This window comes from Pseudomonas sp. FSL W5-0299, assembly GCF_005930655.1.
In the GTDB taxonomy this organism is placed as follows: domain Bacteria; phylum Pseudomonadota; class Gammaproteobacteria; order Pseudomonadales; family Pseudomonadaceae; genus Aquipseudomonas; species Aquipseudomonas mandelii.
In genome coordinates this window covers 64,789-89,551 of sequence record NZ_RXHX01000024.1, presented here as the reverse complement: position 1 = coordinate 89,551, position 24,763 = coordinate 64,789, and the positions used below count along the sequence as shown (strand labels likewise).

23 protein-coding genes and 1 pseudogene are annotated in these 24,763 nt (G+C 58.8%); 9 read left to right on the top strand and 15 right to left on the bottom strand.

Going from position 1 to position 24,763, the window contains the following annotated elements; all coding sequences use genetic code 11:
• The first annotated feature begins 269 nt into the window (after positions 1-269).
• Complete coding sequence (locus tag FHL16_RS23980; protein ID WP_077749497.1) at positions 270-1,178, top strand: glycine betaine ABC transporter substrate-binding protein; 909 nt, start codon at positions 270-272, stop codon at positions 1,176-1,178.
• Between the two features lie 200 nt (positions 1,179-1,378).
• Here the strand turns inward: FHL16_RS23980 and ycaC are convergent, their stop codons facing one another.
• From ycaC to FHL16_RS23960, 4 genes are all read right to left on the bottom strand, one after another.
• A complete protein-coding gene (gene ycaC / locus FHL16_RS23975; protein ID WP_077749496.1) occupies positions 1,379-2,011 on the bottom strand; it encodes an isochorismate family cysteine hydrolase YcaC in 633 nt (210 codons plus the stop codon).
• 162 nt (positions 2,012-2,173) lie between these two features.
• Positions 2,174-2,629, bottom strand: coding sequence for a VOC family protein (locus FHL16_RS23970; protein WP_010455390.1), 456 nt, complete (start codon positions 2,627-2,629; stop codon positions 2,174-2,176).
• Positions 2,630-2,680: 51 nt separating this feature from the next.
• Positions 2,681-3,640 carry an EamA family transporter gene (locus FHL16_RS23965; protein ID WP_077749495.1) on the bottom strand — a complete coding sequence of 320 codons (960 nt, stop codon included), beginning with the start codon at positions 3,638-3,640 and terminating at the stop codon, positions 2,681-2,683.
• Positions 3,637-4,920, bottom strand: a complete 1,284-nt coding sequence (locus tag FHL16_RS23960; protein ID WP_077749494.1) for an MFS transporter — start codon at positions 4,918-4,920, stop codon at positions 3,637-3,639. The genes FHL16_RS23965 and FHL16_RS23960 overlap by 4 nt, the downstream gene beginning before the upstream one ends.
• Before the next feature lie 125 nt (positions 4,921-5,045).
• On the opposite strand from FHL16_RS23960, the gene FHL16_RS23955 reads away from it, so the two are divergent.
• Positions 5,046-5,504 carry a winged helix-turn-helix transcriptional regulator gene (locus FHL16_RS23955; protein ID WP_077749493.1) on the top strand — a complete coding sequence of 153 codons (459 nt, stop codon included), beginning with the start codon at positions 5,046-5,048 and terminating at the stop codon, positions 5,502-5,504.
• 34 nt (positions 5,505-5,538) lie between these two features.
• Here the strand turns inward: FHL16_RS23955 and tspO are convergent, their stop codons facing one another.
• The 3 genes from tspO to FHL16_RS23940 form a co-directional block, all read right to left on the bottom strand.
• Positions 5,539-5,982: a tryptophan-rich sensory protein TspO gene (gene tspO / locus FHL16_RS23950; protein WP_077749511.1), complete on the bottom strand. Its 444-nt coding sequence runs from the start codon at positions 5,980-5,982 to the stop codon at positions 5,539-5,541.
• A gap of 63 nt (positions 5,983-6,045) precedes the next feature.
• Positions 6,046-6,861: a DUF1206 domain-containing protein gene (locus FHL16_RS23945; RefSeq protein WP_077749492.1), complete on the bottom strand. Its 816-nt coding sequence runs from the start codon at positions 6,859-6,861 to the stop codon at positions 6,046-6,048.
• 97 nt (positions 6,862-6,958) lie between these two features.
• Positions 6,959-7,882 carry an AraC family transcriptional regulator gene (locus FHL16_RS23940; RefSeq protein WP_077749491.1) on the bottom strand — a complete coding sequence of 308 codons (924 nt, stop codon included), beginning with the start codon at positions 7,880-7,882 and terminating at the stop codon, positions 6,959-6,961.
• A gap of 197 nt (positions 7,883-8,079) precedes the next feature.
• Here FHL16_RS23940 and FHL16_RS23935 point away from each other — a divergent pair, with 197 nt between their 5' ends.
• The gene (locus FHL16_RS23935; protein WP_077749510.1) at positions 8,080-8,829 is read left to right on the top strand and encodes a glucose 1-dehydrogenase; all 750 of its coding nucleotides are present in this window, start codon (positions 8,080-8,082) and stop codon (positions 8,827-8,829) included.
• 122 nt (positions 8,830-8,951) lie between these two features.
• Here the strand turns inward: FHL16_RS23935 and katG are convergent, their stop codons facing one another.
• From katG to FHL16_RS23905, 6 genes are all read right to left on the bottom strand, one after another.
• Positions 8,952-11,210 (bottom strand): catalase/peroxidase HPI, encoded by a 2,259-nt coding sequence (katG, locus tag FHL16_RS23930; protein ID WP_077749490.1) that lies wholly within the window; start codon positions 11,208-11,210, stop codon positions 8,952-8,954.
• A gap of 390 nt (positions 11,211-11,600) precedes the next feature.
• The gene (locus FHL16_RS23925; protein ID WP_077749489.1) at positions 11,601-13,637 is read right to left on the bottom strand and encodes an LTA synthase family protein; all 2,037 of its coding nucleotides are present in this window, start codon (positions 13,635-13,637) and stop codon (positions 11,601-11,603) included.
• 31 nt (positions 13,638-13,668) lie between these two features.
• Positions 13,669-14,283, bottom strand: coding sequence for a hypothetical protein (locus tag FHL16_RS23920; protein ID WP_010455373.1), 615 nt, complete (start codon positions 14,281-14,283; stop codon positions 13,669-13,671).
• Entirely contained in the window at positions 14,280-15,578 is a 1,299-nt protein-coding gene (locus tag FHL16_RS23915) for a sialidase family protein (protein WP_010455372.1), read from the bottom strand. The genes FHL16_RS23920 and FHL16_RS23915 overlap by 4 nt, the downstream gene beginning before the upstream one ends.
• Positions 15,579-15,967: 389 nt before the next feature.
• Positions 15,968-16,540, bottom strand: coding sequence for a hypothetical protein (locus tag FHL16_RS23910; RefSeq protein ID WP_138739069.1), 573 nt, complete (start codon positions 16,538-16,540; stop codon positions 15,968-15,970).
• Between the two features lie 135 nt (positions 16,541-16,675).
• Positions 16,676-17,569 (bottom strand): AraC family transcriptional regulator, encoded by an 894-nt coding sequence (locus FHL16_RS23905; protein WP_077749487.1) that lies wholly within the window; start codon positions 17,567-17,569, stop codon positions 16,676-16,678.
• A gap of 152 nt (positions 17,570-17,721) precedes the next feature.
• Between FHL16_RS23905 and FHL16_RS23900 the strand changes: the two genes are divergently transcribed.
• The 4 genes from FHL16_RS23900 (at position 17,722) to FHL16_RS23885 (ending at position 20,166) form a co-directional block, all read left to right on the top strand.
• Complete coding sequence (locus FHL16_RS23900; RefSeq protein ID WP_077749486.1) at positions 17,722-18,444, top strand: cysteine hydrolase family protein; 723 nt, start codon at positions 17,722-17,724, stop codon at positions 18,442-18,444.
• Between the two features lie 125 nt (positions 18,445-18,569).
• Complete coding sequence (locus FHL16_RS23895) at positions 18,570-18,842, top strand: hypothetical protein (RefSeq protein ID WP_077749485.1); 273 nt, start codon at positions 18,570-18,572, stop codon at positions 18,840-18,842.
• 71 nt (positions 18,843-18,913) lie between these two features.
• Entirely contained in the window at positions 18,914-19,414 is a 501-nt protein-coding gene (locus FHL16_RS23890; protein ID WP_077749509.1) for a CinA family protein, read from the top strand.
• A gap of 392 nt (positions 19,415-19,806) precedes the next feature.
• Entirely contained in the window at positions 19,807-20,166 is a 360-nt protein-coding gene (locus tag FHL16_RS23885) for a hypothetical protein (protein ID WP_077749483.1), read from the top strand.
• 38 nt (positions 20,167-20,204) lie between these two features.
• Here FHL16_RS23885 and FHL16_RS23880 read toward each other — a convergent pair whose 3' ends face one another.
• Positions 20,205-21,059, bottom strand: a complete 855-nt coding sequence (locus tag FHL16_RS23880) for a CAP domain-containing protein (protein WP_077749482.1) — start codon at positions 21,057-21,059, stop codon at positions 20,205-20,207.
• Between the two features lie 227 nt (positions 21,060-21,286).
• On the opposite strand from FHL16_RS23880, the pseudogene FHL16_RS35100 reads away from it, so the two are divergent.
• Together FHL16_RS35100 and FHL16_RS35095 are read left to right on the top strand one after the other, a co-directional pair.
• Positions 21,287-22,042: pseudogene (locus tag FHL16_RS35100) on the top strand (MCP four helix bundle domain-containing protein); the annotation flags it as partial.
• Entirely contained in the window at positions 22,037-22,900 is an 864-nt protein-coding gene (locus FHL16_RS35095) for a methyl-accepting chemotaxis protein (RefSeq protein ID WP_404940322.1), read from the top strand. The pseudogene FHL16_RS35100 and the gene FHL16_RS35095, both read left to right, overlap by 6 nt.
• Positions 22,901-23,070: 170 nt before the next feature.
• Here FHL16_RS35095 and ilvD read toward each other — a convergent pair whose 3' ends face one another.
• Complete coding sequence (gene ilvD / locus FHL16_RS23870) at positions 23,071-24,753, bottom strand: dihydroxy-acid dehydratase (RefSeq protein ID WP_077749480.1); 1,683 nt, start codon at positions 24,751-24,753, stop codon at positions 23,071-23,073.
• Between the last annotated feature and the right edge of the window lie 10 nt (positions 24,754-24,763).

Below are 24,763 nucleotides of genomic sequence, written 5' to 3'. Positions count from 1 at the left end.
AGGATAACTGTACACCTGTGTCAATCATCGTTGACACAGGTGTACATTTTTCTTGCGCGCCGCAAAACTCGTCGATAAGATCAAGCTCGAAAGGGTGCAGAGACCCCGTCGTCAGTGTTCTGGATGGATGACATGCATGGGATTGCGAGGGGCAGAAGAAGAGGGCTGCGCTGCCCGGGCTTAAAGCAGCGAAGACTGCACTGTTCACGACCGTAAGGCCGTTCTAATGAAGACAACCTGCCTATCCCACATCAATAGGAAGACGCCTGATGAACGCTCGTTCGCCGTATCGAAAAAAAGCCTGTGCCTGCCTTTTCGGCTTTGCGCTTGGAGCAAGTGCAGCGCTGGCACAGGCTGCTGAACCCGAGCCCGTGCGCATTGGCTGGGTCAATTGGTCCGACACCGAAATCACCGTCAAACTGGCCAGCACCGCGTTGCAGGAACATCTCAAGCAACCGGTCAAACTGGTGATGGCCGACATTGGCATTCAATTCCAGGCGCTGGCCAACGGTAATATCGACCTGATCCCGATGGTGTGGCTACCGAGTACCCACAAGGCGTTTTACGAAAAGTACAAGGACCGGCTGGAAGACCTCGGCGTGCTGTATGAAGGGCGGATCGGCATGGCCGTGCCCACCTCGGTGCCCATCAGTGAAGTGGCGAGCGTCGAGGATCTGAACAAACCGCAGGTCCGGGAAAAACTCGACGGCAAGATCCTCACCTCTGAAGTCGGCAATGGCCAATACAAGCTCACGGTCAAGGCCATGGAAGAATACAAGCTCGACGGGTACAAGCTGGTGGCCTCCTCGGAAACCGGCATGCTCAATGAGCTGGACCGCAACCTCAAACGTGACAAATGGTCCCTGGTCAATGCCTGGAGCCCACACTGGATGTTCTCCAAGTGGTCACTGCGTTACCTGGATGATCCCAAGCATATCTTTGGTGGCGCCGAGCAGATTCACGCCATGGCGCGCAAGGGTTTTAGCCAGCAGTATCCGGAAGTGGCGTATTTCTTCGCTCATTACTCGATCCCCCAGGCGGACCTGGAAGCGCTGATGATGCAGGCACGCCAAACCTCCTCTGACCAGGCCGTGGCCGCTTATTACGCGGCCAACAAACCGCGTTTCGAAGCGATGTTCGAGCAAGGCGGGCAGCGAGTCAGCACGCGACAGCCTTGAACACCTGAAAACACACAAGGCCGCGAAGGCGGCCTTGTTTTTATTCTCACTGCTTACACAACCGCAGCCTCGTCAATGCCGCTCTTCGATCTCGACAACGGTCATGCTCCACTCCTGCCAATTCATAGAAGGCAGCGTGTCTGACTGTCCCATGAAGCTGACAAGATAACGGGCGATGAGGTCATCATCGCCCGTTTTCTTTATGCCTGGCGCGCTGCCATGGCCGAGTAGCTGTTCATCAGGTTGCGGTAGTTCGGGATGCGCTGGGACAGCAAGTTGCCCAGGCCTTCGATGTCGTTGCGCCAGTCGCCCTGCAACTCGCAGGCGACCGAGAACCAGTTCATCATTTGCGCACCGGCTTGCGTCATGCGGTTCCACGCCGCCTGTTGCACGGTGGTGTTGAAGGTGCCGGAAGAATCCGTGACCACGAACACTTCAAACCCTTCAGCCAGGGCCGACAGCGTCGGGAAGGTCACGCACACATCGGTCACGACACCGGCAATGATCAGTTGTTTGCGGCCGGTCGCCTTGATCGCCTTGACGAAGTCTTCGTTGTCCCAGGCGTTGATCTGGCCAGGACGGGCAATGTAGGGCGCGTCCGGAAACATTTCCTTGAGCTCCGGGACCAGCGGACCATTTGGGCCTTGTTCGAAACTGGTGGTCAGGATGGTCGGCAGTTCGAAGAACTTGGCCACGTCAGCCAGAGCCAGCACATTGTTCTTGAACTCGTTCGGCGAGAAGTCCTGCACCAGCGAGATCAGACCGGTCTGGTGGTCGATCATCAGGACTACGGCGTCGTCTTTGTTCAGGCGGTTGTATGTGGCGTTGCTCATGATGAAATCCTTTCTCTGTAGGGGTAAGTGGCTTCGTTCAACATGGGCTCAGATTAATGATCTACAGGAAAGGGAAAAAGAGGGTGAAAACGGTTTGACTGTCAACTCGGATGGGACAATCGATCGCCAACCGGCGAAAGCGGGCATTCACCGCAGCCCCATTCAGGCAAACGCATCCTCGATAAAGGCCTCCAACGCCTTGTCTTCCAATATCTCGATGGAGAAGTGCCCGAAGCGCTTGGGCAGCCAGATGATGCGGGTCCCGGACGGAGATTGCAGGTTCGCGCGGGCGAGTGGTTTTCCGTTCTCGTCTTCTGGCTGAACACCCGCGGCGATCAATTCGTCATAGGCCTTCTCGATGTCCGGTGTGGAGTAGCAGTGGCGGTAAATCATGCCTTCGCCCGCGCAATCCAGAAGCGCCTTCAGGTTCCCCGCCAGCGGTTGTACCAGCATGAATCGCTCCGCACCGATCAACGCGATCGCGTAGCGCACGTGCAGACCACCGCGTTCCCAGACAAGCGTTTTAGAGATCCTGGCTTGCAGTATCTGTGCGTAGTAAGCACAGGCTTCTTCGAGGTTCTTGACCAGCACATCGACGTGACTGAACTTCAGCTCCATTGCATTCCTCCGGTTGAATCCGTGTCCATGGTAACGACCGCCGCCTCGGCATTAGAAGAATTTTCGTGTGGCCTTGGTTGCCCGTCCATGAGGCAGCGATGCACTTGCTTCTGCTGCACTATGGCGTCGGTCTGCTCGCCTGAGCACGGCACTGAGCAAACGCTGTCCGTATAAACCGACGCCAAGCCCCGATACGATGAGAACGACAGCAACGATTTTGTTGAATGACAGGGGCTCATTGAAAATCATGACTGAACCCAGCAGTCCGAATACCGGCACCAATAACGATAACGGCGCGACGGTAGACACTGGGTATCGTTTCAGGAGTGAATTCCACACCCAGTAGCCGAACAGGGTGTTGGGGTAGACCTGGAACAGGATCGACAGGACGGCACGGTAGTCGAGTTGATTCACCAATGCGCTGTAACCCGTCGAGCCGTTGACCGCGTAATCAAGCGCGAAAAGAGGGATGGGCGAAAAAGCACTGGACCACACCAGGAAAGCAAAGACCTGAGTTGTCCTGGCTTTTTTGTTGATTACGTTGGCCGCACTCCAGGCCACCGCGCCCAGCAGCACCAGCATCAGCCCTGCCGTCGTCACTGTCCCGTCAACAATCGAGATGATGCTCAACAAGCCACAGAAGGCGATGCCCATGCCCGCCAGTTGGTAGCGGGAAATGGTCTCCTTGAATACCCATGAGCCCAGCAGAATCGTGAAAAAAGCGCTGAACTGAAGCACCAGCGAAGCGATGCCAGCGGAGAGGCCCGACTTGATACCAAGGTTGACGACGCCCCAGAGTCCTATGCCGAAGACCAGACCGTAACCAATGATGTAGCGCCACTGTACATCGGGTTTCGGAATGAAAAAGATCGCTGGTAGTGCGCAAAGCGTAAAGCGAATGCCGGCAAGAATCAGCGGGTCAACGGTGGTGAGGCCCAGTTTGATCACTGAAAAATTCACACCCCAGATGGCCGTAATCGAGATGGCGAGTAGCAGGTGCCTGGCTTTCATGCTGATCTTCCTTGATTGGTCGGTGATAGATGACTCGTAAAAACCCAAAGCGCCAAAGCCGCAGCGCTGATCAAGGCGCCAAGCACGCTTGTTGCCATCCAGCCCCAGCGCGCATAAACCTGGGTTGCGGCGACCGCCCCCAGCGCACTGCCGACCGAGTAGAAGCACATGTAGGCGCCGACCATCCGACTTTGCGCGTCGGGTCGTGCCGCAAAAATGAAGCTCTGATTGGTGACGTGCACGGCTTGCACCGCGAAGTCGAGCACGACCACGCCGAAAACCAGCGCGATCAGGGACGTCTCGGCAAAACTGATGGGCAACCAGGAAAGCGCCAGGAGCCCCAGCGAAAGGCCGGTTACGCGTTGACCCCAACCTCTATCGGCCCACTGGCCGGCTCTTCTGGCAGCCAGGGCGCCGGCAACGCCCGCCAGGCCAAACAGGCCGATGGCCGTGTGTGAAAGCGACAGCGGCGGAGCGCTTAACGGCAGCACCATAGAGGTCCACAGCACTGAAAAAGCGGCAAAGATCAGCAAGGCCAACAGGCCCCTGGCCCACAAAACCGGTTCGGTCATGAACAGCTTGAAGAGCGACCGGATCAGCGCGGGGTAGGTGTCATGATTGCGTGGCAACGCCGTGGCGGGCACCACTTTCCACAGGACCGCCGCGAGGGTCAGCATCAATCCTGAGGACACGAAATAGACGGCGCGCCAGCCCGCCAGATCGGCGATCAGCCCAGAGATAAACCGCGCCAGAAGAATGCCCAGGACAACTCCGCTTGTTAGGGTCCCCACGGCCTGCCCGCGTTGTGAGGGCGTTGCGAGCGCGGCGGCATAGGCTACAAGCACCTGAACCACCACTGCGAGTAATCCCATCACAATCATGGCGCCCAAGAGAGCCAGCCACTGCTGTGAAGCGCCGACGGCCGCCAGCGCGAGGGCAGACAGCATCACTTGAGTCAAAATCAGCCGTTTACGGTTGACCCTGTCGCCCAGCGGTACGATGAACAACAACCCCAGCGCGTATCCGGCCTGAGTGGCCGTCACCACGAACCCGATCACTCCTGAAGTGACCCCCAGGCTTTCAGCCATCGAGGCGAGCAAGGGTTGGGCAAAGTAAACATTGGCGACGGCCAGCGCGCAGGTGACAGAAAACAATAACGTGAGTGACGGAGAAAGCCCCGAGGATTGGCCAGTCCTACTGCTTTCTCCGGTTTCCGCAGGCGGCAATCCCACAGGCTGCCCGGTGCTACGTTTGGCTATTGCGTCGGCATCTGCTGTCATAAGCGCCTCCATGGCGTTAAGCTGGTTGCAATTAAAAACCGGATTCGATTATTGCTGAATCAAGTTTCAAATTGCAACCAGCTTGGTCGGCAGACTTGGCAACCGTTATCCAAAAGGTAAATACGATGGTCGAAGGCACTTCACCGCAAAGCAGCGAATGCCCGGTAGCAAGAACACTTGAGGTGATTGGGGATCGCTGGTCACTGATGATCCTTCGCGACGCCTTTGACGATATTCGCCGATTCAGCGAATTTCAGAAGAGCCTGGGCGTGGCCAAAAATATCCTGGCCTCGCGACTGAAGGCATTGGTTGAAGTCGGGGTCTTCGACGTTCGACCGGCGTCAGATGGAAGCGCCTACAAGGAGTACGTCCTGACGGACAAAGGACGTGAGATCTTTCCGGTGGTGGTCAGCATGAGGCAGTGGGGCGAACGTTTCCTGTTCCAGCCGCAGGAAACGCGTTCTGTGCTGTTGGACAACGCATCCGGCCAGGCCCTGATGCCGATGGATGTTCGTTCATCAAGCGGGCAAAAACTGGGGCCGTCTGACTGCCACAGGGTGAGACTTGTCGACGGCGAGTCGTGAAACAACAGCAGTCGAGTTAGCTGCTCGAAGTTCGCTATCCGCGGTTATTGCGCAAGATGGAAAAATTCAACGCAGCCGCCACACAAAGCCACACAAGGTAGGGGAACAGGATCAAGCCTGTGATCACATCTAGCCGCATCGCCATCACCACCATCGCTGCGACCACCAGCCAGAGCAGCGTCAGGATCACCATCGCGGCAAAAATGCGGTGTGCGCCGAAAAACACCGGTGTCCACAGCGTATTCAGGGCAATCTGCGCCGCCCATAACGCCAGCACCACCTGACTTCCAGGTATCAGGGACAACCGGTAACCGGCCCAGGCGAGCAACAGATAGATAATCGACCAGGCGACGGGAAACAGCCAGTTGGGTGGCGTGAAGCTCGGTTTGACGAGTGTTTCGTACCACTGGCCCGGTTTGAAAAGAAGGCCAGTACTGGCCGCCGCGCCGCAGGCTAAAAGAAAAATCAGAAAGGTCATCATCAGTCCTTCGTTGAAGTCAGCTGTGTGGGGGTTGCAAAAACCGGTCGGCCATTCATGCCGCTAGGCGCCCGGTACGCCAGGCACATCCATGTTGATCTTGCGCCAGGCGGCTTCGGACAAGCTGTACACCGAAAAGGCGATCAATCCCAGGGCCATCACCATCAAGATGACCCCGCCGGCCGGCAGGTTCTGCAGCGCATCGAGGGCCTCCTTCATGCCGGGCGGATCCATGGCTTTATAGCGGGAGCCGCTGATGATCAGCAACAGCGCTATTTCGATGAACACGACGCCACGGGCGATAAGACCGAATCGAGAGACCGGACGGACGTAGCGCATGACGTCTTCGTCCGCTTCAAAATATTTTTCGAACGATGACTTCCAGCCCTTGATGATGTGAGCAATGCCTACGCCCAGAGGGATGATCGCGACGAGGTAGACCACGACATTCGAGTGTTCCCAGGACAACAGGTGCGCCAGTAAATCCTTGGTCTGTCCACCGCCGGAATCGCCCGAGCTGCTGATGCCGCTGATGAGCAAGCCCAACGCAAAAAACGCCAGCGCGCCGTTGACCAAACCTCCTGCCAACAGTCCTGCCCGGATGACCAACCCCTTCATTTCGTGACCGTGATGATCAACGTCGCGCAGGGCTTGCAGCACTCGCCAACAGGCGAAGGCGAGCAGGCCTGCCACCACCAATCCGACTAAAACGTAACCGAAAGGCTGGCTTAACACGGCCTCCAGGCTCCTGTGACTGTCTTTGGGTTTTGTCGAATCTTGAGCCGCCAGCAGCGCGAAGATGCCAATGATCAGGTAAAGAACGCCGCGAGCGGCATAGCCTCCCCGAGCGAGTACAACAAGGCTTTGGTGCGCAGACATGAGAGCTCATTCCAGAGAAGTACTATAGGAGCAGACCTTTCAGGCGTGTAGGGGTTCGATTGAAGATAGGGTTCGACCAACCCCTCGGTCGATATTGTCAGGCAGGACTAAGCTCAGGCCGCAGATCAAGTGTTGTCATCTCAGTATCACCCGGGACAACGGGCGCCCTGAACCTTGCAGCATCACGCGCCGGTGGCATGCCGAACAGGCGTGCATATTCACGGCTGAATTGTGATGCGCTTTCATACCCCATGGTAAAGGCAATTGAAGCGGCATCGCGAGGGTCGAACAGCAATAACCAGCGAGCCCTGAGCAGGCGCAGGCGCTTTTGATATTGAATGGGCGTCATGCCTGTGATGGATTTGAAATGCCGATAAAACGCCGCAACGCTCATGTCGGTCATGGTCGCCAGTGGCTCAACGCGAAAGGGTTCGGTGTAGTGCTCACGGATCCATTGGGTGGCGCGGCGTATCTGCGCCAGACGACCATCCGGGCGAGCGATTTCACGCAACATCGGCCCTAGCGGTCCTTGCAAGGCTCGAAACAGAATCTCCCGCTCTAGCATCGGCGCCAGTATCGCGGCTTCGTTTGGGCGGTCCATCAGCCGCATCATGCGCAACCAGGCGTCGATCATTTCAGCCTGTGCCGGCACCGCCGCAAAGCGGCTTGCGGGTGGCGGCGCGGTCGTCTTGATGTCGGTTGTCAGCAGCGTCGCGATGACGTTCGGGTCCAGGGTCAGGCTGATCGCAAGATAGGGCAAGCCTGGTCCGCCGGGGTGTATCTCACCGGTGGCGGGCACGTCCACCGGCACGAGGAAGTAGGTCATCGGCAGATACTGATAAACCTGATCGCCGATAGACAAGGTTTTTGCACCCTGGAGCACCAGGTGCAGCATCGGCTGATACACCTGGCTCGCACACGCCTCCGCCTGGACCATCGTCACACGCGGCAGCCCGGTGTCCGTCCACTTGTTTTCCGCGCGCATCACGAGGCGGCGCAGTTCTTCGATCGCAGGATTCATACGCTGAACATGAGCCATCGCCGCGAGCAGGGCAAGCCATGCGAGAAGAATAGGCAAGCATTCGATAACAACTGGCAAACGTTTGTCCTTCGCCTGCCCGGATACTGGGGGCAAGCGGCAGGTTGCGTTCAGGCCTTCAAAACCTGATGGCAGGCAGACCTGCTATGGATCAATCAACTCAGGTAAAGGTCAGCCTCATGAAACTTGAAGGAAAAATTGCTGTTGTCACGGGCGCATCGAAAGGCATCGGCGCAGGTATTGCCAAAGCATTGGGCGCGGCAGGAGCAACGGTCGTTGTGAACTACGCGTCGAGCAAAGCCGACGCCGATGCGGTGGTCGCGCAGATTCAGGGACAGGGCGGTAAAGCCGTCGCCATTCAGGCGGATATCAGCCAATCAGCCGATGTGGTCCGCTTGTTCGACACGGTCAAGGCGGACTTCGGGGCGCTGGATATTCTGGTGAACAATGCGGGCGTCGCGGTATTTCAAATGATCGAAGACCTCACCGAGGACGCGTTCCACCAGCAATTCAATCTGAATGTGCTCGGGTATCTCCTGGCGGTCCGAGAAGCCGTCAAGCTGCTTGGCCCCTCGGGCAGCATCATCAACATCAGCTCGATTCTCAGCACCGATCCCTACTTGGCCTCCAGCGTTTATTCGGCCACCAAGGGCGCGGTTGATACATTGACGTTTGCCTTGGCCAGAGAGCTCGGGCCGCGAGGGATCAGGGTCAACTCGATCTTGCCCGGTCACACCAATACGCCGGCGACGGAGGGCAACTTTGCCGGAGCGTTTGGTGAACAGCTGATCGCCGGTACGCCGCTTGGCCGTTTCGGTGAGCCCGAAGACATTGCGCCGCTGGCCGTTTTCCTGGCATCCGACGACTCGCATTGGGTCACCGGCGAATCCATTCGGGCATCGGGTGGTGTTCGTGGGGTGGGTTACTGAATCCTGTGATGATTGCGACCGGTGCGGGGTGACAGGCACCCGCAAATGACAAAAGGGCCACGCCTCTCCGTATCACTGGATCGAGGTGGCCCCTTTCAGGCGTCACAGATTCAACAACGGCATCACTTCACATCAAAGCGATCCAGGTTCATCACCTTGGTCCACGCCGCTACGAAGTCCTTCACAAACTTCTCTTTCGCATCACTGCTCGCGTACACCTCAGCCAGCGCCCTCAATTGCGCATGAGAGCCGAAGACCAGATCAACCCGCGTGCCGGTCCACTTCAATTCACCGGTTTTGCGATCGCGTGCTTCAAACTCCTCGTTGGCCTCTGAGGTCGGTTTCCATTCCACGCCCATGTCCAGCAGGTTCTTGAAGAAGTCATTGGTCAATGCCTCTGGCTGCTGGGTGAACACGCCGTGTTTTGTTTGCCCGACGTTGGTGTTCAACACGCGAAGACCACCCACGAGCGCGGTCATTTCTGGCGCGGTGAGCGTCAGCTGTTGCGCCTTGTCGATCAACAGATGCTCGGCCGACACGCTGTAACGGGATTTGAGGTAGTTGCGAAAGCCATCGGCGATGGGTTCGAGGAAGCCGAAAGACTCGACATCCGTCTGCTCTTGCGAGGCGTCCATCCGCCCTGGTGTGAACGGCACGGTGACGCTGTGGCCGGCATTTTTTGCGGCCTGTTCGACACCTGCATTACCCGCCAGAACGATCAAATCCGCCAGCGAGATTTTCTTGCCGCTGTTGTTGAACTCGCTCTGGATGCTCTCCAGTTTCGCCAGCACGTTCGCCAGTTGCTCAGGCTGGTTGGCTTGCCAGGATTTCTGCGGCGCCAGACGCAGACGACCGCCGTTGGCGCCGCCACGTTTATCGGAGCCACGGAAGGTGGAAGCCGCTGCCCAAGCTGTTGATACCAATTGCGAGACGCTCAGGCCCGAGGCAAGCACTTTGCTCTTGAGCGCTGCGACGTCGCTGTCGTTGACCAAAGCATGGTCGACTTCCGGGATCGGGTCTTGCCACAGCAGTTCTTCGCCGGGCATTTCCGGGCCGAGGTAGCGGGAGAGGGGGCCCATGTCACGGTGGATCAGTTTGAACCAGGCACGGGCGAAGGCGTCGGCCAACTGATCCGGATTGGCCAGGAAGCGCCGCGAGATCGGTTCGTAGATCGGGTCGAATCGCAGGGCCAGGTCTGAGGTCAGCATGGTGGGATTACGCCGTTTGGACGGGTCGAAAGCATCCGGGATGGTGCCGGCGCCCGCGTTGTTTTTCGCAACCCACTGGTGCGCACCGGCCGGGCTTTTGCTCAGTTCCCAGTCGAAGCCGAACAGGTTTTCCAGGTAGTTGTTGCTCCAGCGGGTGGGTGTGGTGGTCCAAGTCACTTCCAGGCCGCTGGTGATGGTGTCCGGGCCTTTGCCGGTGCCGAAGCTGTTCTTCCAGCCAAGGCCTTGTGCTTCGAGGCCCGCCGCCTCAGGTTCGGCGCCTACGTTGTCGGCGGGGCCGGCGCCGTGGGTTTTGCCGAAGGCGTGGCCGCCGGCAATCAGCGCCACGGTTTCTTCGTCATTCATTGCCATGCGGCCGAAGGTTTCGCGGATGTCTATGGCGGATCTGACCGGGTCTGGCTCGCCTTCCGGGCCTTCGGGGTTGACGTAAATCAGGCCCATTTGCACGGCGGCCAGCGGGTTTTCGAGATTGCGACCGTGTTCGGTACGGCTCTCCTCGTTTTTGCCGGGTTCGGCCACGAGTGGACCGTCACCGGGTGCTTCCACGGGAGCATTGTCGTCTTTGCCGTAGCGGGTGTCGCCGCCCAGCCATTTGTTTTCCGAGCCCCAGTAGACGTCTTCATCGGGTTCCCAGACGTCCGCACGACCACCGGAAAAACCAAAGGTCTTGAAGCCCATGGACTCCAGCGCGACGTTGCCGGTAAGGACGATCAGGTCGGCCCAGGAAATTTTGCGACCGTACTTTTGCTTGATCGGCCAGAGCAGCCTGCGTGCCTTGTCGAGGCTGACGTTGTCCGGCCAGCTGTTGAGCGGTGCAAAACGCTGTTGGCCCGAGCCGGCGCCGCCCCGACCGTCGCCTGTGCGGTACGTGCCTGCGGCGTGCCAGGCCATGCGAACGAACAGCGGTCCATAGTGACCGAAGTCCGCCGGCCACCAGTCTTGCGAATCGGTCATCAGCGCCGTCAAGTCGCGCTTGACCGCCTCAAAGTCCAGGGTCTTGAATTCTTCGGCGTAGTTGAAGCCCTCGTCCATGGGGTCGGACAGGGACGAGTGCTGGTGCAGGATCTTCAGATTCAGTTGGTTCGGCCACCAATCGCGGTTCGTCGTGCCACCGCCAGCGGCGTGATTGAACGGGCATTTCGATTCATTTGCCATGTGTGAGCTACCTTTGGTCGTGTTTCATCCGGCTATCGGCCCGGGGTGGGCGTTAGATAGCAACGAGCGAATTCAATGACATAGGCTGCAGGACCCAGAGTTGGATCAACTGATTGTCTGGACCACACGGGAATTCTGAACTGCGGCAATCGAGTTGCCTGCGCGGTGGCCCACGGGTGGCCTAGTCAAGCTTCGGACTCATTCCTGTCTCCTTATCAGCACTAAACCGGCCAGCTTGTTCCGCCAGCGCTGGATACAGGTTAGACCCCACTTGGGAAGTCAGCTAATAGGTGGAGTATTGGGGAGTAATAGACAGAGTCTTTTACGGGTGTCGCGGGGAGGGCCCGCGTCTATCTGGAGCATAGACGCGGGTTTGCGGGGCTTGAACGGTTACTTTCGAACGTTCTGGTACAGCATCAACCGTGAGGTTTCATGCATGGCGCGGGTCAGCGCCGACAGGCGTTTGAACTCTTCAGGGTTTTTCTCGGCAACGTTGTCCCGTGGCGTCATCGAAGCCAGGTCGTGAAGGGTCGGCGAGCTGCCGTCGTGCTCCATCTGCACCATGTAGTGTTGAGTCACGCCGGCAATCAGCGGGAACGTGCCCTCACGCAATACCAGAGGCACCACGCGTTCACCCTCGCGCGCGGGCTGCTGGATATCACGGCCCATGCCGCTGTTGCGAAACTCAAGGCCGGCCATCCCCGCCACGGTGGGCAGCAGGTCCACCAGGCCGACCGCTTCCTTGACCTGGCGCGTCCCGATCAAGCCTGGTGCGTGGATGATCATCGGCACCGCGTTGCTCTCCAGGCCCAGTTGCTCGTAGGCCGGTGCCAGGAACGGGATCTGCGCGATACGGGTGTTGTGGTCGCCAAACATCACGAAGATGGTGTTTTCGTACCAGCCACCGGCCTTGGCGATTTCCATCAAGCGGCCGAGGTTGAAGTCCAGCAGGCGCACGGCGTTGTACTGCTCGACACTGCGCGATCCGGCGGCCTGCACTTCGGCCAGGGTAGGGTGCTTGACCTCGAAGCCGTCATTGCTTTTTGGGATCGTGAACGGACGGTGGTTGCCGGCCGTCTGCACATAGGCAAAGAAAGGTTTGTCCTTGGGCAGTGCTTGCAGGATCTGGTCGGTTTCCTTGAACAGGTCCAGATCGGAAATACCCCAGACGTCCACCACCGGCGATTTCCAGTCCCGCTCTTCGAACAGACGCACGCCGTCGATGCTCTGCCGGATCAGGGCATTCATGTTGGCCCAGCCGGAGTTGCCGCCGATGGTGTAGATCTTCTCGTAACCGGTAAACGCATTGATCAGCGTGTTTTGCTGGGTGATCAGCGGATTACGCGTCGCGGTTTCCTGTCGCGTGACATCAGGCACCCCGCTGATGCTGGCCCAGACGGTTTTCGCGGTCCCCGTTACGGGTACGTAGAAGTGCTCGAAGAACCAGCTCTGAGTGGCCAGCCGATCGAGGTTGGGCGTCGGATTGATCGGGTTGCCGTAGGCCCCGACGGCACTGGTGCCCAGCGATTCAAGCATGATGAACATCACGTTCGGGGGACGTGAGCCCGGGATTTTGTACGGTTGGGGGGCCTGGTGCCGCACGAAATCAAGGGTCTGCGGGTCGGGTTTGTCGACGCCCAGGTAGTTGGCCATGACCGCGTAATGTTCGCGCACTTGCGCCTCGTCATAACGCGATTGGCCGACTTTGCCCGTATCGTAGAGAAACAGCACCGGGTTCAGGCCGAGTGCGGCGATCTGGTTATTACCCGAGAAGAACGCATCGCTCCAGCGCAACGGAACGGGGTTTTCAAGGTTCATGTTTTCGACACGACCCAAAATGCCCAGCAGCACCAGGACGACCATCAACGCACCGCCCCACGTCGCGGAGAGCTTGCGAATGGCTTTGCGAGGGCGGTCCAGCGTGACGCGTTCCAGGCGCACCAGGGCCAGTGTCACCAGTGCGATCGTTACCAGCCAGCCCAGTGAAATCCAGATCACCGGGTAAGTCTGCCAAACCATGTCGCGGGAGATCTGCGCATCCTCGATGAAGCGCAGCACGGTGGCGTTGATCCTCACGCCCAGGTAGGCGTAGTGGCCAAAGTCGATGATGTAGATCAGCAGCAAAACGCTCAGGGCGGCGACCAGATAGACGCGTGCGATACGGCGCAGCAGGCGGCTGCGGAGCAGGTTCCAGCGAGGCATCCAGGCCAGCAGCGCCAACGGCAACATGGTCAGGATGGCCAGGCGCAAATCGAAACTGAAGCCGATGCTCAGGGTTTCCCAGACGCCCTTTGTGTCGATCAGGGCTTTGGGTTCGAACCCGGAAAAGCCGAAGAAGAACGCCATCCTCAGCAGTGCAAACAGCACAAACGCAATCGCTGTAGCGCCTAGCCAATAATGTAAACGTCTCGAGTGCAGCCAACCCATCCTTGTTCCCCTGTTAAAAAGTCGTTAAATCTCAAACGGATTTGAGTTCGTCGCTCACTGCACCGCGCCGCTTGCTTGAGCGGCGATAGGTCCAGCGCAGGGCAAGCGTCAGCAGTGCCCCGCAGCAATACAGACCCAGCAGCGGATCAACCAGGTAATCCCAATAGTTTTGCGAAGGTTTGATCCCGGCGATGAAGGCCAGGGTTGCGCTGGCCAGCATCAAGACGGCCAGGCCGTTACGCAGGTAAAACAGGCCCAGCGTCAGCACTGCGAAGAAAATCAACATGGGGCGCGGGCTGTAGCCTAACCGATAGGGGTCCACATCACTCATGCCCAGAGTGGCCGGGTACAACACCAGGGCCATCGCGGCGAAGAGGATCAATACGCCGGTTTTGCCGCGTGCCGGTGGCAGCATGTCCAGTCGACGCAAGCAGCCCCACGCCATGAACACCAGGGTGGTGATCGCAAGGTCATCAATGTAGCTGCGCAAATACGCGGCCAACGACAAGCCGTCCGGCGAGAAGAAGCTGACGGCCAGCAAGGCGGCCAGCAGTGCGATCCGCCAGTTCCTGGACAAGCCGAACGACGGCAGCAGCAGGAAGATGATCATTGCGAAGCTGAGATGGGCTTGCCACAGGCTGATCATTTGAGGCGCTCGCTAAGCCATGCATCGTTAAAGGTGACGTGCTTGATGAAGGTGTTGTTCCAGGAATAAACCAAGTGATACATACCGTCAGGACTGCGGATGAAATACGGGTATTCGTATTCGAATTCACACCCCTGGGTTTTACAGACACGGTTGTCGAGGTTATCCAGGAACTCCGCTTCCAGTGAATGGCGGCGTGCGCCGCTGGAACCGCGGAATTCTCTGCCGATGATCTCCTTGTAGGCTTCAGGAGAAAATGGCGCGCCCAGTGGATCCGGGGATTTGTCCAGGTCGCGTAATGAGCGCCAATCGTCCATTTTGGCATCGGTCCCATACAGGCTCAGCTTGAAGCGCCCCTCCTGCAGGTCGTTGAGCGCCACCAGCAACCCATGTTCGGGTGTTGCGACGGCAGCCAACGAGGAATTCGGATTCGAGGGGTCGAGCGGATAAGGTTCGCTCCAGGTTTGCCCGGCGTCTTCAGTGCGGGTCGCCAGGACACGGTGGTGGGTGTTGCCGGCATAACGCAGCAAGGCGATGCCGCGCTGGCCATCCAGCGGCACCACCGCGGGTTGCAATGAATTCATGCCGTGGCTGATGCGGAATTTGTCGATTACATCGCCGTCTGCGCTCAGGTAGAGGTACTCGGCAAACTTGCCCAGGAACTCATGGTAGACCGGCAGGCCGATGGAACCGTCGGCATGAAACACCGGTGCCGACCGGACCAGGGTGCTGATGTTCAGAAAGGGCGAGGTGATCAGTTGGCGCGGAGCGGACCAATGTTCACCGAAGTCATCGGACACCATCACATTGACCGCGCTACCGGCCCAGCCACCCATGGACACGGACACGTAGAACAACCACACCCGATTATCCGGCGCGAGCGCCACCACCGGGTTGCCCAGCTTGCGGATGTATTTTCGAGTGCCCTGTTGGGTCGAGTCCCGAGTGGCCAATACCTGTTCAGCACCCCATTCGCCGGTTTTCGAGTCGAACCGGGCGGAGCGCACCTGTACATCGGCTGCGCCTTCGCGGGAGCCAGCAAACCAGACCGTCATCAGACTGCCGTCGGGCAGTGCGGTGACCGCCGAGGAATGCACGAAATCCACCAACCCGGAGGAGGCGAAACGGCTGGTATAGATGGGCTTGGCCACTTTGCCGGCCACTGCCATCACGGGGCTGATCAGGGCAAAGGAAGAGTGCGTATTGGCAGGATTGGTGATCCACGCGGTCGCAAACAGGCAGGACAGTAGAAGGTAAGCACAGAAGGCAGGAAAACTGGGAAGTTTGATGCGCATGACTACGTTGGCATCTCATGGACCGATAAGGCGGCCAAACTAACACTCGTTAGTACACGATCGGGTTTTATGACTGGCTAAATTGTAAGCAGGTATTTGTAGCGGCCAGCCATGTCGTCGCGTTCAGTTTGATTGAGCGCCGGAGACTGTCGGGCCAGAGGGATTGTGGCGGGCTTGAGGTGAATTACGCCGTTGGTCGCAAAGGCTGGGGCGGTAACAGGGACGTCTTCGGAATATGTGCTGTTTGTTCCGGCCTCTTCGCGGGCAAGCCACGCTCCTACGGTTGACCTGCGTCGTTCACACAAGACGTGATCGACCCCTATCTCTGTGGAAGCGTGGTTTGCCCGCGAAGACAGCAGCACAGGCACAAACGCTTTTTCTGCTGAAACCTAGTGCTGTCTGTACGTCTGTAGGGTGAAGGCATTCCCTGCCGGGTCTTTACCCTCAAGCGTTATCTCATTGTCCTTGATCATCAGGATTTTGAGTTCGTCGGAAGCGCCGGACGCTAAGCCGTCGCTAAAGTTTGGCAAGGAGGGCCCGGCAAACTTGGCAACCAGCAAGGGGGAAATGGCTGTGCCGTTGATTACGTAAGACTTGGGAATTGATTTCATGTCAGCCAATGTGAACGAAAGCAGGCTGGAATCGGCCGTCCAGCTGCCGGCTCCGTTTACGCTGTACTCAAGCCGGTAAGGTTTGGCTTCAACGGTTCCGTCCACAAAGACAACGCCATTGACGTTGTACCGCCCGTTGCGGAAGTACTCTGTCATTCCCTTGAATTCGAACGTGCCGTTGGTGATCGGGTAGGTGTAATCGGTCGTCCAGCGACCTATGAAGCGGGGATTGTTGGGGTTGGTTTCGTGAAACGTGGCGTAAATCGTTGCAATGCCGCTTAGAACTGTCACCAGGGCCACAAGCGCGAACCAGGCTTTAGTGGAGACTTTTTGTATAGCAGTGAAACTCATTGTGATGGATTCCATTCGATTGATTAGTCGTGCGCGGACGTCTTCCATGGGAGGTGGTGATACCGCACCCCGGTGTATTGGCCGCCGGGACAGAAGTATAAAACTCAGGGCGCTAGAAGACACAAAAGCGCGAGCTCACGCAGTTTCATTTGCCGCGTCATCCGACCGAACCCGCTGCACGCGCGCGGTCACCCGCGGCACCTCCCCAGCGGCATCACGTTTCAACCATTCAGCCGGTGGACAGCCAATCACGTTGAGAAAAGTACGGGAGAAAGAAGCTTGCGAGCTGTACCCGACCGATGCGGCAACCACCTTGATCTGAACCCCGTCGCGTAGCAGGTCCTGGGCCACTTTCATCCGCCAGGCCGTCACGTAGCCCATTGGTGATGCACCCATGATCTGCGTGAAGTACGCAGAGAATTTCGACCGGGACATGTTCGCCAGGCCAGCAAGTTTCTCGACAGTCCACAGCGCCTCCGGCTCCTGGTGAACACGTTGGAAAACCGCCCCAAGACGCCCATCCTGAAGCGCATAAAGCAGGCCGCTGGAAATCTTTTGCTCGACGACCGAACGGCGCACCAACACCACGAAAATGTACTCAAGCAACAGGTTGAGCGCTTTGGTTCTGCCGGGGGCCTGATCCTTGAATTCGGCAAGCAGTGAGCCGATCACGGGCGTGATGTTCTGCAGTTCCCTGAACGGGAAAACCAGCGTTTCCTTGAGGCCCAGAGGGAAGGGTTGCAGGGCGTTGCGCCCGAACTGGAACGAGGCGCAGATTAGCTCGGCGCCGTGTGCCGAACTGGCGCGCAACTGGTAGCGGCAGCTGCTCGGGCAAAACAACACGCTGGGTTCGGTGATGGAGATCTTCGGCAGGCCGGGTTGCACCATGTCGATCCCGCCTTCACTGATGACATGGATGAACGCCATGCCAGGAGGCTTGTCGAGCACCAGCGTGCCATCGACCCTGCCAGAGAAGAACAGCCTGCCCTGAAGGGTGGTGCGTTCGAAGAATTCGGACAGGATATCCATGATAGAGACGACCGGGTAAAGACTCTGCACGTCCTGGCAAAAGCCGCGCAGGGCAGGGCAATAGGATGAAGTTCTCGCCGATGGTAGACAACGCCCCACCCGGGCGCCATGGCGCAGAGCGATTTTCCTGTTATCGACCGGAGTCCACTGTCATGAGCAACGATTCGAACCGCATCGCCCCCCAGTATGCAGACCCGGCAGAGCCTGCGCTGCCCGATCCCGGCATGAAGCTTGATCTCTCGCGGGCCGCGCTGGTGGTGATCGATCCGCAAATCGACTTCCTCAGCCCCGAAGGCGTGAGCTGGGGCGTGTTTGGAAAAAGCATCGTCGAGCACGATACCGTCAAGCACATCGGCCAGCTGTTTGCGGCCGCCAAGGGCGCGGGCATCACGGTCGCCGTTTCGCCGCACTATTACTATCCATGTGACCACGACTGGCATTTCGGCGGACCGCTTGAGAAGGTCATGCACAGTATCTGCATGTTTGATCGCAAGGGGCCGCTGACCCTCGACGGTTTCGAGAACTCCGGTGCCGACTTCATGCCCGAGTACAAGCCCTACATTCTCGACGGCAAAACCATCATCGCGTCACCGCACAAGGTGTACGGCCCGGAAACCAATGACCTGGCGTTGCAGCTGCGCAAGCACGGCGTGTCGCAAATCATTTTGGCGGGCATGGCGGCGAACCTCTGTGTCGAGTCGCACTTGCGTGAACTGCTGGAGCTTGGCTTCGAAGTGGCCGTGGTTCGGGACGCCACCGCCGGCCCGACGACTCCCGAGGGCGATGGCTACCTGGCAGCGCTGATCAACTATCGCTACATCGCCAATGCGTTGTGGAGTACGGCGCAAACGGTCGAGTTTCTTAAGGGGAAATAAGCTATGGCAATGGACTGCGTCTCACCATTGGGGCGCAGCCTTGAAAAACTGCCTTTGGTCGGTGCACCTGAACCGCTTTCACGATGGATTGATCCATTCTGAAAGAACTCTCGGGGGGCGCTGCCATGCACTCGTTTGCCAATCTGCTGACTCCGGCGCAAGAGCAAAAGCTGCGTGCGCTCAACACCTGGCATCTTGTCCTTGAGGACTTGAAGCTGCGCATGGAGTGCCCCGATGCGTATCACGAGGAGCTGATTCGCCAGTCTGACGAGATGGATCGCCTGGGAATCGTGAGCTGGCAGGAATGGCGCGACCTCAGGGTTGAGGCCGATCAAGCGTATCTGCGCGCCATCGCGGGCGAGGATTATCACCGAGCACTAAGAAAGAGGAGCGGTTGATGAGCTTCGCCGGTGCACAGCTGAGGCTGAAGTTTGATTCGGTGTTAAACACGGAAAACGGGTTAAGTGCGATGTCGATCGTTGAAACAGTCGTCGATTATCTGCGTCAACAGTCGTTGCGGCTGACCACCGCAGAATCCTGCACGGCGGGCAGTATCATCACGCTGCTGGCCCAGGTGCCCGGCAGCGGTGAGCTGATTGAAAGCGGCTACGTGGTTTACTCACCCGAGGCCAAGCAACGCTTGCTCGCAGTCAGTGCAATCACTATCGAGACCTTTAATCTCACCAGCTGCGAAGTGGCTCGGGAAATGGCCATCGGCGCGCTGCGTGACAGCCCGGCCAACGTGGCGGTGTCCACGACAGGGCTGCTGGGGCCAGAGGATGTTGATGGTATTCCAGCCGGCACGGTTTGCTTTGCATGGGCCTTCATGGCAGGGCAGGAAATGGCGGTATTCAGCCGCAAACAGCGATTTTCTGGCAGTCGGGAGTCCGTGCTTCAGCAGGCGTCGTTGTATGCTTTGAAAGAATTGCCGACGTTTCATCAGGCCATGCTCAACGGCGAGCGGGGCTAGATGATGAACACTTCGGTTATCCCGTTCGAGTGAGTCGGGGTTCGATAGCATGAACAAAACCATCAGCGCTAACGATCTGGGCCCTGTTGGACGACGGGATGCCTCTGGATGACCTGGTCGCTACCGCCAAGCGCATGGGCGCTCGATCAGAGGATCTGGAAGGGTTGCGGCTGGAGCTGTTGAGGACTATTCAACAAGGGGAAAATGTACCGGGTTTCGGGCTCTGCCGATCTTGTCGCTTCCATCAGACAGTGGCTGGCGGGGCCTTTTGTGGGCCGACTCAGGAACCCCTGGAGTCCGGCGAAATCGGTTTGATTGGCAGGGAGCATCGATTGCCCCAAGAAGTGAACGATTGACAGCGGTTTAACATTTCGACCATCAAAGGATTCCCCATGGGTTTAAGCAAACGCGATCAAGCACACATCGAGCGTCGCCTGATTGCCACCCTGACTGAGGCGTGTGAAACGGCCAAAGCGCACATCGTCGGCTTTGAATGGCTGACCCACGAAGTCGATTATGAGGAGTTTCCTTCCAGCCTGAGGATTGTCTGGGTTTTCGACACCCAGGCCAACAAGGATCAGGCGCTGGCGAGCGGGCAGGGCGAACGCATGGTCGAACTGACGGCTACAGCATTAAGCGAAGCGGATGTACACGTCAGATCGGTCGCGGCCCATGTGCAGTTTGATTCTGAAGAACAATGCCAGCGCGCCAATGGCGGCAATTGGCAGCAACGCCTGGCGCGCAAGCGCTAGCCCTGTAGCAAATCGGAAGCGACAGCGCAGAATCAGGATTACGGCGCACCAAACATCATCGTCCAGTAAACCCCTTCATCACTGCGTGCGTCCGCTGCATACGCCGCGCCCACCTGGGTAAACATCGGGTTCATCAAGTTGGCGCAATGCCCGGGGCTGGCCAGCCAGCCTGCCATTGCCTTGCCCGGTGAGCTCTGCCCGGCGGCGATGTTTTCGCCGATCTGCCGGCCTCGGTAACCGGCGGCCCTTGCTCGATCCGCCGGGCCATCACCGTCGGGGTCACGGTGTGCAAAGTAATTGCCATAGGCCATGGCCTTGCTGTGCCCTTGCGCTGCCGCGCCGAGGGCGGGGTTCCAGCTCAGCGGTCGTGCGGCGGGGTAGCGCTGACGACCGCACATCCGTGATTTGGCCCGGGCGGCATTGACCTGCGCCAACATCCCCTTGCTCGTCGCACGGGAATCACCCACACGGCTATCGAGAACGGGTTGCGCCAGCACGATCTGCCACTCGCTTCGGGCTCGACTGACGCCAATGTCGGCGTACTGGTTATCCAGCAGCGCCCCGCAGTACTCGTCCTGAAACAGGTCAAACGCTTCGTCGGCGTCCTGCGCGCCTACCACACGCAGGGTGCGCACCGTCACCGCCGCATAGCCTGAAGCCTTCAATCGATCGCGCAAACCGCCGCCATAGCCAATCGGCAACGCCAGGTTCGACTTCAATGACAGCGGGGCCAAACGTTGGGCCGGGCGCCTGTCGCAACGTTGCGGGTGGGCGCGGTAGTCGTTGATGGCTTCCACCAGTTGCCGTTCACCACTGGCATAAGCAGGACTGGCAAACAGAGCAAGCAAAGGCATGAGCGAGACAAAACGCAAGGCAAGGCGAGGTTGGCGCATGGGACGGCAGCTCTGATGAGATGACAGCGGCAATGGGAATTCACGGCTCGGCTAAGACTTGCGTTCAGGCACTAGGTTCAGGCGTGAAGAGGGGAAATTTGCGCTGGAGAAACCGGCGATGACTACCGCATGTCGCAAAACACTGAAAGTCCGGCGTCAGGCATCAAAGAGTGGCGGGCGCCGCCGATAACGTGTTCATAAAAGCGACGTACCGAGAGGGCTACCCCATGTCTATAAAATTACGTTTGTTGCTGCTGATTGGTACGAGCTTGCTCACCGCGCTGATCGTGAGCCTGGTCAGTTACGTGGGAAACACCCGGATGGCCGAAGCGGTGAAGGACAACGAGGTCAGCTTGACCGCGCTGCGCAATCACCTCGAAGCCGACATGATGCACGACGCACTGCGCGCCGATGTGCTGTCCGCGATGGTGGTCGGACTGGGCAAAAGCACCAGCAGCAAAGCCGAGGTGCACAGTTCCATCGAGGAGCATGCGGCGCATTTTCGTGAAGTGCTGGGTGAAAACCTCCAGTTGCCGGTCAACGACACCATCAAGGCGGGCTTGAACAAGGTCAAGCCGAGCCTCGACACCTACATCAGCGCCGCCGAGCGCATTGTCGGTCTGGCGCTGGAAAATCCGGATTCCGCGCAAAAGGAACTCGGCACGTTTAATACCGCGTTCAGCCAACTGGAAGACCAGATGGCAGCCCTCAGCGAGGTGATCGAAACCAGCACCCAACAGACCAGTAAAAACACCGAGCAGGCCATCAGCAGCGCCAACTTCACGCTGGGTATCGTGCTGATCGCCAGCCTGTTGTTACTGCTGATCCAGGGACGCTGGGTGATTTCGAGCATCATGGGGCCGTTGCAGACCGCCAGCCGCATTGCCCAAAGCATCGCCCATGGCAACCTCAGCGAGCCGATTGTCGAACCGACCCACAATGACGAAGCGAGCGCCTTGATCCGCAGCCTGGCGACCATGCAGCGTGACTTGCGCGGCATGATCGAGGTGGTTCGCAGCAATGCGCATGGCGTCAGCGGCATGAGCGTGCAGTTAAGCAGTGGCTGCCATCAGGTCGCCGACAGCAGCCAGCAGCAAAGCGTCGCCGCCAGCACCATGGCCGCTGCCGCCAGTGAAATGACCGCCAGCATCGAGGAAGTCACCCGTCACGCCGAACGCGCGCTGAACATGGCCAACCAGGCCGAGGCATTGGCCAAGGACGGTGGTCGGGTGATTCATCAGGTGGTCAATGACATGGATGGCATTGCGCGTTCGGCGCAGCAGTCAGCCCAGGTGATCCGCACGCTGGACAAGGAGTCCGAGGGGATTTTCAGCATCATTCAGGTGATTAAGGGCATCGCCGATCAAACCAACCTGCTGGCCCTCAACGCCGCCATCGAAGCTGCTCGCGCCGGTGAACAGGGCCGTGGTTTTGCCGTGGTGGCCGACGAAGTCCGCAGTCTCGCAGGACGCACCAGTGCCTCCACGCAGGAAATTGCCAGCATGGTCGCGCGCATCCAGCAAAGCACCCGCGAGGCGGTGACCAGCATGGAGGCGGGCGTTGCGCAGGTCGACAAAGGCATGGCGGTGACGGCCGACGTCGAGCGCGCGATCCGCGAAATCCTCGAAGCGACGCTCAATACCACTGAGCTGGTGAATGACATCACTCGCACGATCGGCGAGCAGAGCCTGGCCAGTAACGAAATTGCCCAACAGGTGGACATGATTGCCGGGATGTCGGAGGGCAACAGCAAGATTATTGGCCAGACGGCTTCGACGACTGATGAGCTGTCGACCTTGGCGGGCAAGCTGTCGCAGTCGGTGGATCGGTTTCGGCTTTGAGGCTTGTGCGCTGATCCATTGATTCTTGGTGATATTGAAGGCCTCTTCGCGAACAGGCCCGCTCTTGCATGGGGTCTGCTTCGAACACAGATCCTGTGTTCAATGAAGATCCCATGCAAGAGCGAGCCTGCTCGCGAATGCGCCAGATCAGACAGCGCAGAACCTATCCCTTAAAGATATTTATCCGTCACAGCACCCTCCGAAGCACTGGACACAGTCTTCGCATACTTGGCCAACACCCCGCGTTTGTATTTGGATTCCGGCCGCACCCAACGGGTCTTGCGCTCGGCCAATTCCGCGTCTGAAACATCCACCGTAATCTGCCGGGTCTCAGCATCGATGGTGATCCTGTCGCCATCTTCAATCAGCGCAATCGGCCCGCCGTCAAAGGCTTCCGGCGTGATATGCCCCACCACAAAACCATGGGAGCCACCGGAGAAGCGGCCGTCGGTGATCAGCGCGACATCCTTGCCCAGACCTTTGCCCATGACTGCCGACGTCGGCGAGAGCATTTCGCGCATGCCCGGCCCTCCCTTGGGGCCTTCGTAGCGAATGACGATGACGTCGCCGGCCTGGACTTCGCCATTGAGAATCCCGGCCAACGCGCCTTCTTCACCGTGATACACGCGCGCCGTGCCTTCAAAGCGCAAACCTTCCTTGCCAGTGATCTTGGCCACAGCGCCCGTCGGCGAGAGGTTGCCGCGCAGCACCACCAGATGAGAGTCCTTTTTGACCGGCTGATCGAACGGCAGAATCACGTCCTGGCCTTCGGGGTAGTCGGGCACGTTTGCCAGGTTCTCGGCCAGGGTCTTGCCGGTCACCGTCAACACATCGCCGTGCAGCATGCCGGCCGCGAGCATGCGTTTCATCAGCGGCTGGATGCCGCCGATGGCCACCAGCTCGCTCATCATGTATTTGCCGCTGGGACGCAGGTCGGCCACGACCGGGGAGATCTTGCCCAGCTCGACAAAATCATCCAGCGTCAGTTCGACATCCACGGCATGCGCCATGGCTAAAAGGTGCAGCACGGCATTGGTCGAGCCGGCGAGGGCGATCACCACGCGGATGGCGTTCTCGAATGCCTTGCGGGTCATGATATCGCGCGGCTTGAGGTCCAGCTTGAGCAACTCCATGACCTGCTGGCCGGCGCGGAAACTGTCCGAGGCTTTATCGCTGCCGACGGCGTCCTGGGAGCTGGAACCGGGCAGGCTCATGCCCAAAGCCTCAATGGCCGAGGCCATGGTGTTGGCCGTGTACATGCCGCCGCAGGAGCCGGGGCCAGGGATCGCCACTTCCTCGATCTGCTTGACCTGAATCTCGTTGATGTCACCCCGGGCGTGCTGACCCACGGCCTCGAACACGGAAATGATGTCGGTGTGGCCAGCGCCCGGGCGGATGGTGCCACCATAGACGAAGATCGACGGGCGATTCAGCCGCGCCATACCGATCAGGCACCCCGGCATGTTCTTGTCGCAACCGCCCACGGTCACCAATCCGTCGAAGCCTTCGCAACCGGCCACCACTTCGATGGAGTCGGCGATCACTTCCCGCGACACCAGCGAATACTTCATGCCTTCGGTGCCGTTGGCGATGCCGTCGGAAATGGTGATGGTGTTGAAAATGACGCCCTTGGCGCCCGCGGCATTCGCGCCTTTTTCGGCCTCGATGGCCAGCTTGTCGATGTGCATGTTGCACGGCGTGACCATCGCCCACGTCGAGGCGATGCCGATCTGCGGTTTCTTGAAGTCTTCATCCGTGAAGCCCACGGCCCGCAGCATCGAACGGCCGGGCGCGCGCTCCACGCCGTCGACCACTTGAGAGGAGTACTTACGCAAATTGTCTTTGTCGCTCATGACGTTCCCT

Excerpts from the sequence above, each read along its gene's own strand:
- FHL16_RS23900 (WP_077749486.1), top strand. The coding sequence starts at position 17,722 with ATGAGCAACGATTCGAACCGCATCGCCCCCCAGTATGCAGACCCGGCA.
- FHL16_RS23935 (WP_077749510.1), top strand. The coding sequence starts at position 8,080 with ATGAAACTTGAAGGAAAAATTGCTGTTGTCACGGGCGCATCGAAAGGC.
- FHL16_RS23925 (WP_077749489.1), bottom strand. The coding sequence starts at position 13,637 with ATGGGTTGGCTGCACTCGAGACGTTTACATTATTGGCTAGGCGCTACA.
- FHL16_RS23945 (WP_077749492.1), bottom strand. The coding sequence starts at position 6,861 with ATGTCTGCGCACCAAAGCCTTGTTGTACTCGCTCGGGGAGGCTATGCC.
- FHL16_RS23890 (WP_077749509.1), top strand. The coding sequence starts at position 18,914 with ATGTCGATCGTTGAAACAGTCGTCGATTATCTGCGTCAACAGTCGTTG.
- FHL16_RS23880 (WP_077749482.1), bottom strand. The coding sequence starts at position 21,059 with ATGCGCCAACCTCGCCTTGCCTTGCGTTTTGTCTCGCTCATGCCTTTG.
- FHL16_RS23955 (WP_077749493.1), top strand. The coding sequence starts at position 5,046 with ATGGTCGAAGGCACTTCACCGCAAAGCAGCGAATGCCCGGTAGCAAGA.
- tspO (WP_077749511.1), bottom strand. The coding sequence starts at position 5,982 with ATGACCTTTCTGATTTTTCTTTTAGCCTGCGGCGCGGCGGCCAGTACT.
- FHL16_RS35095 (WP_404940322.1), top strand. The coding sequence starts at position 22,037 with ATGCAGCGTGACTTGCGCGGCATGATCGAGGTGGTTCGCAGCAATGCG.
- FHL16_RS23970 (WP_010455390.1), bottom strand. The coding sequence starts at position 2,629 with ATGGAGCTGAAGTTCAGTCACGTCGATGTGCTGGTCAAGAACCTCGAA.
- FHL16_RS23895 (WP_077749485.1), top strand. The coding sequence starts at position 18,570 with ATGCACTCGTTTGCCAATCTGCTGACTCCGGCGCAAGAGCAAAAGCTG.
- FHL16_RS23960 (WP_077749494.1), bottom strand. The coding sequence starts at position 4,920 with ATGACAGCAGATGCCGACGCAATAGCCAAACGTAGCACCGGGCAGCCT.
- FHL16_RS23915 (WP_010455372.1), bottom strand. The coding sequence starts at position 15,578 with ATGCGCATCAAACTTCCCAGTTTTCCTGCCTTCTGTGCTTACCTTCTA.
- FHL16_RS23920 (WP_010455373.1), bottom strand. The coding sequence starts at position 14,283 with ATGATCAGCCTGTGGCAAGCCCATCTCAGCTTCGCAATGATCATCTTC.
- ilvD (WP_077749480.1), bottom strand. The coding sequence starts at position 24,753 with ATGAGCGACAAAGACAATTTGCGTAAGTACTCCTCTCAAGTGGTCGAC.
- FHL16_RS23885 (WP_077749483.1), top strand. The coding sequence starts at position 19,807 with ATGGGTTTAAGCAAACGCGATCAAGCACACATCGAGCGTCGCCTGATT.
- FHL16_RS23940 (WP_077749491.1), bottom strand. The coding sequence starts at position 7,882 with ATGAATCCTGCGATCGAAGAACTGCGCCGCCTCGTGATGCGCGCGGAA.
- FHL16_RS23980 (WP_077749497.1), top strand. The coding sequence starts at position 270 with ATGAACGCTCGTTCGCCGTATCGAAAAAAAGCCTGTGCCTGCCTTTTC.
- katG (WP_077749490.1), bottom strand. The coding sequence starts at position 11,210 with ATGGCAAATGAATCGAAATGCCCGTTCAATCACGCCGCTGGCGGTGGC.
- FHL16_RS23910 (WP_138739069.1), bottom strand. The coding sequence starts at position 16,540 with ATGAGTTTCACTGCTATACAAAAAGTCTCCACTAAAGCCTGGTTCGCG.
- FHL16_RS23905 (WP_077749487.1), bottom strand. The coding sequence starts at position 17,569 with ATGGATATCCTGTCCGAATTCTTCGAACGCACCACCCTTCAGGGCAGG.
- FHL16_RS23965 (WP_077749495.1), bottom strand. The coding sequence starts at position 3,640 with ATGAAAGCCAGGCACCTGCTACTCGCCATCTCGATTACGGCCATCTGG.
- ycaC (WP_077749496.1), bottom strand. The coding sequence starts at position 2,011 with ATGAGCAACGCCACATACAACCGCCTGAACAAAGACGACGCCGTAGTC.